The 14,623-nt window shown below is 57.2% G+C and carries 10 protein-coding genes and 1 pseudogene; 4 read left to right on the top strand and 7 right to left on the bottom strand.

Annotation, left to right across the window (positions count from 1 at the left end; all coding sequences use genetic code 11):
• Window positions 1-128: pseudogene (locus KEHDKFFH_RS20610) on the bottom strand (contractile injection system protein, VgrG/Pvc8 family); the annotation flags it as partial.
• Window positions 129-307: 179 nt separating this feature from the next.
• Between KEHDKFFH_RS20610 and KEHDKFFH_RS19625 the strand changes: the two are divergent.
• Window positions 308-1,333: an NADP-dependent oxidoreductase gene (locus KEHDKFFH_RS19625; protein ID WP_104323461.1), complete on the top strand. Its 1,026-nt coding sequence runs from the start codon at window positions 308-310 to the stop codon at window positions 1,331-1,333.
• A 31-nt stretch (window positions 1,334-1,364) separates the two neighbouring features.
• On the opposite strand, the gene KEHDKFFH_RS19620 is transcribed toward KEHDKFFH_RS19625, so the two are convergent.
• From KEHDKFFH_RS19620 to KEHDKFFH_RS19600, 5 genes are all read right to left on the bottom strand, one after another.
• On the bottom strand, window positions 1,365-2,333 hold the full coding sequence (locus tag KEHDKFFH_RS19620; RefSeq protein WP_104323462.1) for an NAD(P)H-quinone oxidoreductase: 969 nt from the start codon (window positions 2,331-2,333) through the stop codon (window positions 1,365-1,367).
• A gap of 81 nt (window positions 2,334-2,414) precedes the next feature.
• Window positions 2,415-4,154 (bottom strand): sugar phosphorylase, encoded by a 1,740-nt coding sequence (locus KEHDKFFH_RS19615; RefSeq protein WP_104323460.1) that lies wholly within the window; start codon window positions 4,152-4,154, stop codon window positions 2,415-2,417.
• Window positions 4,151-5,374 carry a glycosyltransferase family protein gene (locus tag KEHDKFFH_RS19610; protein ID WP_104323459.1) on the bottom strand — a complete coding sequence of 408 codons (1,224 nt, stop codon included), beginning with the start codon at window positions 5,372-5,374 and terminating at the stop codon, window positions 4,151-4,153. Before KEHDKFFH_RS19610 ends, KEHDKFFH_RS19615 begins: the two co-directional genes overlap by 4 nt.
• 36 nt (window positions 5,375-5,410) lie before the next feature.
• Window positions 5,411-6,226, bottom strand: a complete 816-nt coding sequence (locus KEHDKFFH_RS19605; protein WP_104323458.1) for an HAD-IIB family hydrolase — start codon at window positions 6,224-6,226, stop codon at window positions 5,411-5,413.
• 12 nt (window positions 6,227-6,238) lie between these two features.
• Window positions 6,239-7,177: a hypothetical protein gene (locus KEHDKFFH_RS19600; protein ID WP_104323457.1), complete on the bottom strand. Its 939-nt coding sequence runs from the start codon at window positions 7,175-7,177 to the stop codon at window positions 6,239-6,241.
• Window positions 7,178-7,252: 75 nt separating this feature from the next.
• Here KEHDKFFH_RS19600 and KEHDKFFH_RS19595 point away from each other — a divergent pair, with 75 nt between their 5' ends.
• Window positions 7,253-8,707, top strand: a complete 1,455-nt coding sequence (locus KEHDKFFH_RS19595; protein ID WP_104323456.1) for a protein adenylyltransferase SelO — start codon at window positions 7,253-7,255, stop codon at window positions 8,705-8,707.
• A gap of 78 nt (window positions 8,708-8,785) precedes the next feature.
• On the opposite strand, the gene KEHDKFFH_RS19590 is transcribed toward KEHDKFFH_RS19595, so the two are convergent.
• The gene (locus KEHDKFFH_RS19590) at window positions 8,786-10,300 is read right to left on the bottom strand and encodes a fumarate hydratase (protein WP_104323455.1); all 1,515 of its coding nucleotides are present in this window, start codon (window positions 10,298-10,300) and stop codon (window positions 8,786-8,788) included.
• A gap of 183 nt (window positions 10,301-10,483) precedes the next feature.
• Here KEHDKFFH_RS19590 and KEHDKFFH_RS19585 point away from each other — a divergent pair, with 183 nt between their 5' ends.
• Both KEHDKFFH_RS19585 and KEHDKFFH_RS19580 read left to right on the top strand, forming a co-directional pair.
• Window positions 10,484-11,257 (top strand): enoyl-CoA hydratase, encoded by a 774-nt coding sequence (locus tag KEHDKFFH_RS19585; protein ID WP_104323454.1) that lies wholly within the window; start codon window positions 10,484-10,486, stop codon window positions 11,255-11,257.
• Window positions 11,258-11,563: 306 nt separating this feature from the next.
• Window positions 11,564-14,464 (top strand): MECDP-synthase, encoded by a 2,901-nt coding sequence (locus KEHDKFFH_RS19580; RefSeq protein WP_104323453.1) that lies wholly within the window; start codon window positions 11,564-11,566, stop codon window positions 14,462-14,464.
• Window positions 14,465-14,623 lie beyond the last annotated feature (159 nt).

Genomic DNA, 14,623 nt, shown 5'->3' with positions numbered 1-14,623 from the left:
GCCAGCTCAAGACGCCCCTGAAACACCTCGGAAAGGCGTTCGGTCAGTTTAAAGCCAACCACTGAGAATAGATCTGAGGGGAGTCCGCCAACACGGGCGGTGAACTGCAATCCGCTTGCCTGGGGCATATCTTCGTTCCCTGAAGAAAAATAGGGTTTCCAGCTCGTCCTGAGCAGAGTTCCGATTATAGCCATCAAGCCGGAGAATGAAACCCCGGAGCTGCTCTCTGTCTCAAAGATGAGAGGTTGACCGGCCAAGCATTCTGCTGCACCCTAATCTAGTTTCATTATGCAACCGGAGAGAACAAGTGAGCGAATACAAGAACCGAGCCGTCGTGCTCAAACAACGCCCACAGGGCGAAATCCGACAAGGCGATCTGGTGCTGGAAGAGCGCCCCGTGCGTTCCCCTGGCGAGGGCGAGGTGGTTGCCCAGGTGCTATGGCTTTCACTGGACCCCTACATGCGTCCACGCATGAACGATGCCAAGGGTTACATGGATCCCATTGGCATCGATGAGCCTATCGTCGGCGAGAGCGTTGCACGTGTTGTGGAGTCCCACTCGGACGACCTGAAAGTCGGCGACCTGGTCACCTGCTATTCCGGCTGGCAGGAGTACGTTACCTTTCCGGCCGATGCGCCCATGGTTTACAAGATTCAGCAACGGGACAACGTGCCCCTGCAAGCTTACCTTGGCGTTGCCGGCATGCCCGGGCGCACGGGTTATTGCGGCCTGATGTACGTAGGTAAACCGAAAGCCGGCGAAACCGTGGTTGTCTCGGCTGCTTCCGGACCAGTGGGTACTGTCGTTGGTCAGACCGCAAAGTCAGAGGGGTGTCGAGTGGTCGGCGTTGCCGGTGGGCCTGAAAAGTGCGATTTCGTCGTCAATGAACTGGGCTTCGACGCCTGCGTTGACTACAAGGCCGGCAACCTGGAAGCAGATCTTAAAGCAGCCTGCCCCGACGGCATCGACATCTACTTTGAAAACGTGGGTGGTGCCGTTACGCGCGCCGTTGCGCCATTGTTGAATGAGGGAGCCCGGGTGCCCATCTGCGGTTTTGTCTCTGCCTACAATGCAAAAGATATGGCCAGCGTGGAAACTCCCTTCCACGTGCTCGGGGCGCTTGACCCGGCTCCCGAGCATCGTTTTTTCCTCGTGACAGAATGGCAGGACCAGCATCAGGAAATCACTGACATTCTGGCCTCCCGGGTCGCCTCTGGTGAACTCAAGTACCGGGAGACCGTCGCCGAAGGTCTGGAAAATGCCGTTGATGCGTTCAAGGGCATGCTCAAGGGCCAGAACTTCGGCAAGCAGCTGGTTCATATCGCAGACTGATTGCAGCCCGGAAGACGCGGGGGCTGTGTGATCAGCCGGAGATTTTCAGGAGCACCTTCCCGGTGTTCCTGTTTTCGGCCACATAGGCCATCGCGTCTTCCACCTGCTCTATCGGCCACGTGCTATCAATCAGAGGCTCAATCTGGCCGGCGGCGAGCAGTGGCCATACATGCCGGTAGAGCGCCTGCATCACTTCCCCCTTGTCCTCGACCGTTCGGGACCGGAGGGTGGAACCGATCAGGCGCTGGCGTTTGATCAGCATAATGCCCAGATCCACCTCGGCCATCCGGCCGCCCATCAGCCCGATCAGTACGATCCGGCCGTCGACATTCAGAACCCGCTGGTCTTCGGCAATATAGCGTCCGCCAACCGGGTCCAGAACCATGTCTACGCCACCCCAGGCCGTAACGGCATCAATAAAGGAACCTTCATTCCGATTCCAGACACCGCTGGCTCCCAGCTTGCGGCAGGTCTCCAGTTTGGCGCTATCACCGGCAGTGGCAAAGACCGGGTTACCAAAGGCCGTCGCCAGCTGGATAACCGCGGTTCCAAGGCCGCTGGCACCCGCATGCAGCAGCACCCGCTCGCCCGGTTTCAAGGCCGCTTCGTGATAGAGATTCAGCCAGGCCGTGGCGAAAACTTCCGGTATGGCCGCGGCCTTTTCCAGCGTTAACCCTTTGGGAATGGGCAACACCTGCACCGCCGGTACCACCACGCGGGTGGCGTAACCGCCTCCGGTCAGCAGGGCGCAGACTTCATCGCCGGGCTTGAACTGGGTAACATCCGGTCCAACCGACGCGATCCGACCACTGACTTCCAGCCCCAGAATGTCAGACGCTCCCGGCGGGGGTGGATAGACACCAGCCCGTTGCATCAGGTCGGCACGGTTAATGGCGGTCCAGACCACCTCGATCTCGACGTGATCCGCCGGAGGCTCCCCCGGCCCTTTCCAGGAATCCCAACTGAGGTTGCCCCCGGTTACCTTTATTGCTTTGATCATGTATGACGTCTCGGCCTTGCTCATATGGGCACAGGATACCCTATGTTTTTCGAGCATTGCACAAATGACGTTGTCAGATGATCAGACGGTAACTTCCAGGTTGGACAGCCATACGCTCTGATAGGGTTTCAGGGTAATCGAGCCGGACAGGTCATCAATGGTCATCCCGGAAATCAGGTCCTGCCAATGATCGGTACCAATCAGATTGATGTCGCCCAGGGCTACCTGCTGCACCTCGTTACTGATGTTGTGAATGCAGAAGACGGACTGATCCCTGCGCATGCTCTGGCGCCAGAAACCGAACAGCTGAAGCCCGAGATGCAGGGTGAACTGGGTGGCATTCGGGTGAAACGCCGGCTGTTTTCGCCGAATGGCGATCAGGCGTTTCAGCTCCTGGAAGGCCTTGCTGTGATGGCTCAGGGGGTCCGCAAGCTTCTTTTCCAGATCATCCAGTTGCCACTGGCTGCGGTTAATGGACCTCAGGCGACCGGTGTGCTCCACCCGCTCCAGATCGTTTTCGGTCGCCAGCAGACTGTGGATATAGAACGCCGGAATCCCCTCCAGCGCCAGCATTACAGTATGGGCGCACACGAAGCGCTGCAGCTGCCAATGGTCCCGGCCCGACTCCGCCGTACCCTGAAGTGCATCGTACAGGGCGATATTGATCTCGTAAGGTTGGTCCCGGCCATCCGGGGTGCGCCGATACGATACCTTGCCGCCAAAAGAATCCATGGTGTTGATCAGCCGCTGCTTCTCCTCCTCAGTCAGCAGACCATCCGTCGGCCGCATGCCAACGCCATCGTGGGACGCAATAAAGTTCAGATAGGTGGTGCCCATCTGCGCCGGCGGCATGCTCATCAACCAGGTTTTCAGGTGCTTGCAGTCGCCGGTAACCAGGGTATTGATCAGCAGCGGCGGCAAGGAGAAGTTATAGATCACATGGGCTTCGTTGGCGTTGCCGAAATAGGTAAGGTTTTCCCGGTTCGGTACGTTGGTCTCAGTAATCACCACCGCATCCGGGCTGTGATGCTCAATCAGCAGGCGCAGGATCTTGATCAGCTCGTGGGTTTGCTGCAAATGGATGCAGGGCGTGCCCGGCTCTTTCCAGAGAAAGGCGACGGCATCAAGCCGGAAGATGATAATGCCGCGCTCCAGGTAGCGCCGGATGATGGAGACGAACTCGATGAGCACCTTCGGGTTGGCAAAATTCAGATCGACCTGATCCTCACTGAAGGTGCACCAGACATAGCGCTCGCCATCATCGGTCTGAACCGGGTTGAGCAGTGGCGAGGTTCGGGGTCGCACGACGGCACTCAGATCATCCCTCGGATTACCTTCAAAGAAATAGTCCTTGCCCGGGTCGACCCGTTTGCGGAAATTCTCGAACCAACGGCTACGGGCCGACATATGGTTGATCACCAGGTCCGCCATTAGCTTGTAATCCCGCGCGATGGCCTCGATGTCCTCCCAGCCTCCGTGGGACTCGTTCACCGCCAGATAGTCCATGACCGAGAAACCGTCGTCGGAGCTGTAGGGGAAAAACGGCAGTATATGCACCGACGAGACAGTATCTGAGAGGCAATCGCCCAGGAAACGGTGCAGCGTTTGCAGCGGTTTTTCGTCCGCCCGCTGAACCGTATCGGCATAGGTAATCAGCACCACATCCGATTCGTCCCAGTTATTCTGGTGCGCAGGCGGCGGTTCCTGGTTGGGCTCCAGCCCCATGGTGATCAGCAACTGCTCGGCAAGAAAGTCACAGTCCAGCTCCGGATACACGACATCCAGCATGGAAACCAGCTTCGCTTTCAGAGGCTGGGTCATGGCCGGAATTCCTCATTATCCAGTTCCACCGCCTCCAGCAACTGCTCCTTGATGTCGGGAATGGCGCTTGTTACCCGGTTCCAGCTGGGAATAAAAGGGGTGTCCATCGGGTTATCAAGGAAATAGGCGCCGGCCCGCATCACATTCTGGGCGAAGAGTTCCACGGCCTTCTCCTCCTTGTGCCGATCAAACGTCAGGCCGTTAATAATGGCGTCGTTCTGGTAGGTCTCCACGAAATCCAGGGCAATGCGAAAATACGTGGCCTTGATCGTCCGGAATTTTTCATTGGAGAAAATCTCGCCGTTGGTCGCCAGCTTTCGGAACAGGGCCTTGGCGATATCCATGCTCATTTTGGACAGCCCCTTGCTGGCATCCTCCGGCGAAAGCTCCTGGTGCTTGTGGTCATAGACATCGGCTATATCCACCTGGCAAAGGCGGTTGGTCGCGTAGTTGCGCTTCATCTCCGACAGCACACCGATCTCCAGACCCCAGTCGCTGGGAATGCGCAGATCATTGATCACATCCGTGCGGAACGAGAACTCCCCGGCCAGGGGGAACCGGTAACTGTCCAGGTAGTCCAGGAAATCGTTGGGGCCGCAGACTTTCTTCAGCGCGCGGATCAACGGTGTCACCAGTAGGCGGCTCACCCGTCCGTTCATTTTCCCGTCGGCCACCCGGGCGTAGTAGCCTTTGCAGAACATGTAGTTGAAGCCGGGGTTGGCCACAGGATAGATAAGGCGGGCCACGAGGTCCCGGGAATAAGTAAGGATGTCGCAGTCGTGCAAGGCAACGGATTTGCTGACACCAGAGGCCAGTACATAGCCAAAGCAATACCAGACGTTTCGACCCTTGCCCATTTCCGTCGGTGCCAGGTTCTGCTCCCGAAGCTTCAGGTCAATGTTCCTGAGCCGTGGCCCGTCGTTCCAGAGCACCTTGAAGTTCTGGGGAAGGTCCGAGAAATACTCCAGGGCGTGGCGGTATTGCTCCTCGTTGGCGCGGTCCAGGCCAATAACCACCTGATCCAGATACGGCACTTTGCCCAGCTCGTGCACAATATTTTTCAGGGCCGGCCCTTCCAGCTCCGAATAAAGCGACGGCAGCACCAACGACATGGGCCGGGCTTTGCGAAAACTCATCAGCTCTGCTTCCAGGTCCTCCACCGGACGCCGAACAAGGTTATGAAGGGTTGTGATAATGCCATTCTGGTAAAAGTCGCCCATGGCGGCTCTCCTTCTTGATACCCGCACTCGAACGGGTCAGTACCCGTACTCAACCAGGAGATTGAGTACGCACTCATTCCAGCCTTCGGGGCCGGGCTTGAGGGAGCGCATGGCGTGCCTGGTCGAGGGCAACTGCACCTCTTCGCTTTTTACGCCCCGGATCACCACCGGTATGTCCGCCGATTCCAGCATCTGCTGATCGTTGGGGCTGTCACCCAGGGCAATGGCCAACACAAGCTCATCGCCATGCTGCTCCCGGTATTGCTCTTTATATTTGTTTAGCAAGAACCGGGCCCCATCGGCTTTATCAAAAATACCCATGGCATGGAGAAAACGTCCGCCGGCCACCAGACGAAGCTGTTCGGCACCGAGAGCCTTCTCGAAGTGGACCAACTCCTCGTCGGTGCCCTGCCAGATCAACGGTTCGGTCCCCAGCCGCTCTTTGGCACGCTCGGCCGCCGCCGGTTCCAGGCCGGTCTGTGCTGCCAGCTCGTCTGCGGACATGTCGGCAAAACCCTTGAACCGTGCACCCTTCTTCCGTTGGGCGCCCAGCACTTCAAGGACCCGATCTCGGGTTGCACCAAAATTCACCACTTCTTCTTCAGCATTGCCCAGGGCGTGGGGCGGAATAACTACGGCTGCACCGTTTTCGACAATGAACGGGTCCTTATTCCCAAGTTCTTCCCTCAATGCCCGGATTTCCGGCACGGTCTTGCTGGAGTTAAGCACCAGGGGAATATTGGCGACCTTCAGCCTGGCCAGGGCGGGGCCCGCCGCCTGCCAGCGGTAATCGTCATGATCAAGCAGGGTGCCATCGAGATCAGAAAAGAGGATCAAATGGGGTCGGGCCATGGCCGGTCTCCGTCAGGCTTCGCGGAACTGCGGAAGGCCGAGGGAGTGATCCTCGGCCACGTTGATCAGAACATCGGCCCGGCCCGGCATTTCAGCCAGGCAGGCACGGGTGACCCGCTCATAGTGCATCACGAAGCGGCCGACTTCTTCGTTGGTCATAATGCGCAAATCCTGTGCATTACCATGGAGCTCGCCCCTTTTTGGTGCATTGCGAATTTTCTTCGCCAGCTTTTGCTCCTGGAGTCGACGCCATTCAAGAACGCACTCCAAGGAGGGAGCCTTCAACATGACCAGAAAATCGATTTCATCAAAAAACTGCCGGTACTCCCCTTTCAACTGATCGTTCACATAGCTGCGCCAGACACCGTCCGGATCCTCGTTCTCCTCCAGAGGATTCATCGGCTCAGCGAGCGCACAGTCTGTCTCCGGTCGCGCATCCAGACACCAGCCCTCCAGAAGAATGACCTCCGCTCTTCCGCCGAAGACAGGCCACTGATCCCGAGGAACCCGGTCGTCCCGGGACTTGTCGAAGGCAGGAATCGGTGTGGCATCTTCAGGCGCTGCACTGCGTAGACTGTGCAAAACCTGTTGCCCCAGCGCCACGTCATGGGTTCCGGGCACACCGCGGGTTTTAAACAATGGGTGTACCCGTTCGGCGAGGCCCTCACGCTCAGCTCTGGTAAGGTAAATGTCATCGAGGGAGAAGTTGGCAGTGGAACGGTTGCGGTGCCGGAGCAGAATTTCCCGTAAAAAGAGGGTCAACGTGGACTTGCCCGTGCCCTGGGCTCCGTGAATACCAACCACTATGGGCTGCTTTTCCGTATCATGGAGCGCACAGATTCGGTCTGCCAGCGGCAGAATGGTCTTTTCCACCGTTTCGGCGTAGGAGTCGGGCAGGCCTTCCTGCTGAATCAGGGCACTGACGGTTTGTTCAAGCGAGCGATCAGACACGTTGGATTTCCGGTTTAATAGATTATTGAAGAGAGACGGCAGCAGAATTCATACCAATGGGAGTATAGGCGTTTTATGAGTGGCAACGATTTTCGAATAGAGCATCGCTACCTGGAGCTCCCGGACAGCTTTTATACCCGGGTTCAGCCCTCACCGCTAAAAGACGCAAAGATGGTGTGTTTCAACCACAAGCTGGCCGAGCAGATGGGCTTTCGCGCCGATTCGGAATCTGACTGGACCGGTGTGGGTGCGGGGTCGGAGTTGCTCGAAGGTATGGACCCAGTGGCCATGAAATACACCGGCCACCAGTTCGGCGCCTACAATCCGGAACTCGGCGACGGCCGTGGCCTGCTGCTGTGGGAAACCGTTGGCCCCGATGGACGACGCTGGGACTGGCACCTTAAAGGCGCCGGCATGACTCCCTACTCGCGCTTTGGCGATGGCCGCGCCGTGCTTCGCTCCACCGTTCGCGAGTACCTGTGCAGCGAAGCCATGCATGGACTTGGCATCCCGACCACCCGGGGACTGTTCATGGTGAGCGCCAAAGACCCGGTCCGCCGGGAATCCATCGAAACAGCAGCGGCGCTCGTGCGAGTAGCCGAAACGCATATTCGCTTCGGGCACTTCGAATTCGCTGCCCACCACGAAGGGCCTGAATTCGTCAAGACGCTGCTCGAACACGTGATCTCGCTGCACTTCCCCCACCTGGTCAACCTACCCGATGACGAGCGATACAGCCGTTGGTTCGAGGAAGTTGTCGAACGCACGGCACGAACGATTGCCGACTGGCAGGCGGTGGGCTTCTGCCACGGGGTTATGAACAGCGACAACATGTCCATCATCGGCGACACCTTTGATTACGGCCCCTTCGCATTCCTTGATGATTTCGATGCCGGCTATATTAGCAATCACACCGACCAGGGCGGTCGCTACGCCTACAACCGTCAGCCGCAAGTCGGGTTTGAGAATTGCCGTTACCTGGCCACCGCCCTGCTGCCGGTAATGGAGGAGGACGACGTGCGCCGGGGGCTTCGCCGCTATGAAGTGGCTTACAACGAACGCTTTCTCCAGAACATGCGGGACAAGCTGGGCCTTGCAATTGAGGATAAAGCAGACCTCAGCCTGATCATGGATACCTTCAGCATGATGCACGAGCACCATATCGACTATACCGCCTTCTTCCGGGCGCTCTCCAATCTACACAGCCACGGCCATGGCCCGGTTCGAGACCTGTTTGTGGATCGCAGCGTGGCAGACCAGTGGCTGGAGCGTTATGAGGAGAGACTCCTGAACGAGAGCCGGGCTCACGATGAGCGGGAGTACGCCATGCGCCGCGTGAATCCGAAATATGTCCTGAGGAACTACCTGGCCCAGCAGGTCATCCAGGAAGCCCAGAACGGGGATTACGAACCCACGAAGGCCCTGCTGAAGGTGCTTGAGCGGCCCTATGACGAGCAACCGGAGAATGATGCTTATGCGGCATTGCCGCCGGATTGGGGCAAGCATCTGAATATCAGCTGTTCAAGCTGACAATCTGAACCAGCCAACGAAAAAGGGCCGGACGATTGACTCGTCCGGCCCTTCTCTTTCTTCGGCAGCTTCCGGAGATCAGACCGCCTTGGCAGCAATGATCTTCTCGTGCCATTCGGCAGGACCTGTCTGGTGCACAGAAGAGCCCCGTGAATCAACAGCGACTGTGACCGGCATGTCTTCTACCTCGAACTCGTAAATGGCTTCCATACCCAGTTCCGGGAAGGCGACCACTTCCGCATTCTTGATGGCTTTGGAGACCAGGTAGGCGGAACCGCCCACGGCCATCAGGTATACCGCACCGAATTCCTTGATGGCGTCGATGGCCACCTGACCGCGCTCGGCTTTACCAATCATGCCGGTAAGGCCGGTCTTCTCGAGCATGGTGTGGGTAAACTTGTCCATGCGGGTGGCAGTCGTCGGGCCTGCAGGACCAACCACCTCTTCACGCACCGGATCAACCGGGCCCACGTAGTAAATGAACCGCCCCTTCAGATCAACCGGCAGCTCCTCGCCTTTTTCGATCATGTCCACCATCTTCTTGTGGGCAGCATCGCGGCCGGTCAGCATCTTGCCGGAGAGCAGGACTGTTTCGCCCGGCTGCCAGTCCTTCACGTCTTCCGGTGTGACGGTATCCAGATTCACGCGACGGACGTTCTCACCCACTTCCCAGGTAATTTCCGGCCAGTCGTCCAGGCTCGGCGGGGTCTGCAGGGAGGGCCCGGTACCGTCCAGGGTAAAGTGGGCGTGACGGGTGGCCGCACAGTTCGGAATGATCGCAACCGGTTTGTTGGCCGCGTGGGTGGGATAGTCTTTCACCTTCACATCCAGAACCGTGGTGAGACCGCCCAGACCCTGGGCGCCGATGCCCAGTTCATTGACCTTGTCAAAAAGCTCAAGACGAAGCTCTTCGGAACGATTGGAGGCGCCACGGGCTTTCAGATCGTGAATATCGATCGGGTCCAGCAGGGATTCCTTGGCCAGCTCCATCGCCTTTTCCGCGGTGCCACCGATACCAATACCCAGCATGCCCGGCGGGCACCAGCCGGCACCCATCTGCGGAACCATCTTCAGCACCCAGTCGACGACCGAGTCAGAGGGGTTCAGCATTGCGAACTTGGACTTGGCTTCAGACCCGCCGCCCTTGGCAGCGACGTGCACCTCTACCGTGTCACCCGGAACAATCTTGTAATGGATGATAGCTGGGGTATTGTCCTTGGTGTTCTGGCGCTTGCCATCCGGATCGGCCAGTACCGAAGCGCGCAGAACGTTGTCCGGATGCGTGTAGGCACGGCGAACGCCTTCATTGATCACGTCGTCCAGCGGCATATCACAGTCCCACTGGACATTCATGCCGACATTCACGAATACCGTCACGATGCCCGTGTCCTGACAGATCGGGCGGTGGCCCTGTGCACACATGCGCGAGTTGATCAGAATCTGGGCCATGGCATCCTTGGCCGCCTGGGATTCTTCCTTCTGGTAAGCCTCGTAGACGCCCTGGATAAAATCCTTTGGGTGGTAGTAGGAAATGAACTGCAGCGCGTCCGCTACGCTTTCAATCAGGTCGTCCTGGCGGATTACGGTGGTCATAGGCGCCTCATCAGCTTGATATCGTTATGTCGTGTCATCAAAAATCGGGAGGCGAGAGTTTACCAGAAAATCGGTTTGGCGAGTGATTCGACAGATGGCGAAACAAGGATTAAAACCCGTGAAAAACGCCACCAGAAAAAGGTACCATCCTAATTAAACTAGAATAACACCGCAGGAGACACCGTGACTGACCTCGTCCTCACCGAAATCAAAGACCGGATTCTCATCGTTCGACTGAACCGGCCAGAGCGCAAGAACGCCCTCACCCACGCCATGTACACCGCGATGGGGGACGCCCTGGAACAGGCCCGGGACGACACCAGCATCCGTTGCGTACTCTTTACAGGCACCAGCGAGTGTTTCACCGCCGGCAACGACCTGAGCGAATTTGCCGCCGGCCTGCCCGGTGATTTCGAACAAACCCCGGTCGGCCGCTTTCTTTTGTTACTGGCCAGTGCAACCAAACCCGTGGTGGCGTCGGTCAATGGCGCGGCTGTTGGCATTGGCACTACCATGTTGCTGCACTGCGATCTGGTGTTCGCTGGCAACAACACGGCGTTCCAGATGCCCTTTGCCAGCCTCGGCCTGTGCCCCGAGGGCGGCTCGAGCCTGCTACTTCCCTCCTGGATTGGCCGGGTGCGCACCGCCGAACTGCTGATGCTTGGCGGCGCCTTCTCCGCTAAAGAGGCTGTGCGGCTTGGCCTGATCAACCGGGTTTGCGAGCCTGAGCAGACCGAAGCCAGTGCCTTCGAGGCCTGCCAGCGGCTGGCCGAAAAAGCGCCAGCTGCGATTCGGGCCACCAAAGCCCTTTTGAATCAGCCAACCATGGCGGCACTTCGGGAGACCATGCTCGAAGAGGGTCAGCTGTTTGCCGAGCGCCTGAAATCCCCGGAAGCCGCCGAAGCCTTCCGGGCCTTTATGGAAAAACGCCCACCGGATTTCTCGCGCTTCGAATAAACCTCGACTGCACCGCAATTTACCCATTGCAGAGGCTCGACAAACCGTTAACCGGGAACTATTTTTCAGAAAGGCCAAACTCCAACCGTGCGGGGAGGATTCAAACCACCAGAATCACACTTTTGGCTGATCAACACTTGCCATACTGTCGCTATAGTCAGAGATACAGAAATTGGCTTACAGCGCTGGCTACAATTTCAGACAACAGTTTAAGCAGAACAGGCCACTGACAACGGGCTTACCGGATCAGACCGGCCCCGTCAGCTGCCGAACATAACGACACAACAACAGGAAAAGGTTCCACCCATGTTCAAGAAAACTCTAATAAGTCTTGCCGTGGCGTCTTCCGTTGGACTTACAGGCTGCTTTGATAGCGGCGAGACGGGGGCGAATGCTAATCCGGATTACCAGATTGAAGATACGACGATTGATAAGTCGATTGTTCGCCCAATCTACAACCCTAACCCGATTGCAGAAGAGCCTGCATTCCCGATTAACGCGGACTTGATTCTGTTGTTGGGCGCCACGCAGAGCGCCAACTATGATTTCACTGGGCTCTCTACTGGCACTTCCCCCGCAGACGATGCGGTTAATGATCTTTCAGGTTTTTCTACCTCCGGTGCGTTTACACTGAAGTTTGACGGTGAGCTGAATCCGGCAACCGTGATGGCAAACGCGACGGTATTTTTGCTACCGCTCAATGTTGGCCCTGCTGTTTCCTCTGCACCAGAGGCGCTGCCAAACACTAACCCATCGAGCATCGTAGCCACTGATCCTTTCGGTCAGGGCTTAACTGGAGAGGACGTTCTAACCCAGCCAAATTTCCGCGCTGACGTTGTTAGCGTCGATGGTGGAGCAAACAACGCCGTTCGTGTTGTACCCCTTGAGCCACTGACTGAAGGTCAGAAATACCTGGTCGTTGTCACTGACGATGTTCAGGGCGCAAATGGTAAGCCCATTGAGCGCTCAGTACAGGATGTTGCGCTCGCGGATGGCGTGCTCGGTAACCCTGCGCTCGCCAACGTAAAGACCATCCTGCAGACCGCTGACAAGTTGGCAAACGGATTCCTGGCAACACTCCCTGTTAGTGACACCCCAGAATCCGCCTTTGCCTACACGTTCACCACCAACTCTGACACCGACGTTCTCAAAGCGATGATGGCACCGGCTGCGTTTGGCTCGGCGCTTGGTCAGAAAATCGGCTTCACTGCACAGTTGAAAGCCGTGAGAGACAACTACCCTGAATTGAACTTCTCTCAGCTAACGACCAAGCTAGGCGAAATCGCTACTCTGGCAGCCCAACTCGGAGCTGGCCAGCTCGATCCTGCAACCTTGACCGCTCAGGAGCTGGCAGCCATCACAGCTTTGTCCAACGTGCAGGATGTGTTGACTGCCGACGGCACTCAAACCCCGGAGACCACGCTGCGCAACGCTATCGCAGCTGAGGTCGGTGATACGATTCATCTGCCGGTACCGCGTCCCTCATTCTTTGATCCAAAGACAGAAGCTGCAGATCTGGCGACCATCCAGGGACTTGCGCAGCAGGATCCGACAAATGCCATCGTTCAGGCAGCTGCCCAGGTTCAGGTCCATCAGGGCGCGATCACGTTGCCATATTTTCAGAGCCTCCCGGGTGAAACCGGAGCTGGCATTGTCACTGGCAGCTGGACGGGCAACACCAGCATGGAAGCAGGCCTGAATGAGAATCTGTCTCCCGGAGAAACGATTTTCTCATTCCTTCGCGATATCGACGGAACCTTGAACGTGAATGGCTATTTCCCGTTCCCGCAGAAAAAAGCGGATACAACAGTTCCTGTTGTTGTGTTCAACCCGTCAACCGATTCTCGTCCTGGCACATGCATGGACCAGGATGGATCAGATGGATTCAAGCCTAACGGTGTAACCATCTTCCAGCACGGCATTACTGTGGACCGCAGTGTCTCGATGCTTCCGGCCATCTTGCTTGCGCAACGCGCCTGCCAGACAGTTGTGGCAATCGATCAGCCTCTTCACGGTCTTGCCGGGGCAACCGCAGGTACTGTAGCTGGACTATCCCCCCTCGATGAAGACGCCCTTACTGCGGATGTACAAACGGCCATTGGCCTTCTTGACCCCAATGATCCGAACCAGGCGGCTCTTATCGCTCAACTCAACGCCCTGATCTCGGCGGACTACATCGGCGAGCGTCACTTCGGATACACTGCGAATGCAAATCTGCAACCGGTAGAGGCTCCGCTGACTGACATTTCATCAGGTAGCCTGTTTATCAACCCGCTCAATATGATGAACAGCCGCGACAATCTGCGCCAAGGTGTTGTTGACCTGCTAAACGTTGCAGCATCAATCCAGGCCTTTGATATCAACAAGGACTTCGCACCAGGTGATCTGGCCGGTGTACCGGTGAACTTCATCGGCCACTCTCTTGGAGGCATCTCTGGAACCGTCTTTGCCTCTCTGGCAAACGACGCGACCCTGAATGCTACGCTGAACGGCACCTATCCAGACGGGGCTCCGTTTACGTTCCCGACCCTTGGCTCAGTTGTTTTACACAACACGGGCGGTCAAGTAACTCGCCTGATCGAAAACTCTCCAAGTATCTCCGGACGAGTTCTTGGTGGACTGGCCAATGCCGGTGTAACTCAGGGATCCTCTGACTTTGAAAGTTTCTTCTACGTTTTCCAGTCGATCTCTGATGCTGGTGATCCGGTGAACTTTGCCAAGGGGCTTGGCGCCTCTACAAGCAATCTGTTGATCACGGAAGTGGTGGGCGACAGCACCGTACCAAACGAAGCCAACGTCAAGCCGCTTAGCCCAGCATTCTCGGCACCGCTGGCTGGCACAGAGCCACTGATGGCACTGTTGGATCTGGGAGCTGGTGGCACCAATCTTGCCGATGGTGCTGACCTTAACCTGCTTCAGGGCGAAGATATCTCAGGGTCTGCCGCCACACCGGTCGCTGTATTCTTCGATGGCAGCAACCCGTGCTCTACCGCAAATCACGGTACTTTTGTAGCGCCTCAAGCGCCCAATGATGCTTGCCCGGGTGGGTTTGCCGTTACCAGTGATGCCTTTACGGTAATGGTCACTCAAACAGCCCAAGCGCTGAGCGGCGGTAACGTTCCAGCCTCCCCCAACAACATCGATGCACTGGGAACCAGTCCGACTCTGGCCAACTCACTCGACCAGGACGAGCAAGCTGCTCCTTAAGGACTAGCTTCTGCCTACCAAGCCCCGGCATCGCCGGGGCTTTTTTTTGGTTCATCGCAGGTTAGCGTGAAAAAGTAGGAGACGGCGGTAAAACCGGTTAGTTTTGAGTTCGCCAAAACAACAAAATTAACCAATCCACCGCCGTCCCTATGAATGCTA

Source organism: Marinobacter maroccanus, assembly GCF_002933275.1.
Lineage (GTDB): Bacteria > Pseudomonadota > Gammaproteobacteria > Pseudomonadales > Oleiphilaceae > Marinobacter > Marinobacter maroccanus.
Note: the sequence above shows the minus strand (reverse complement) of the source record. Positions and strands in the feature narration are given on the sequence as shown.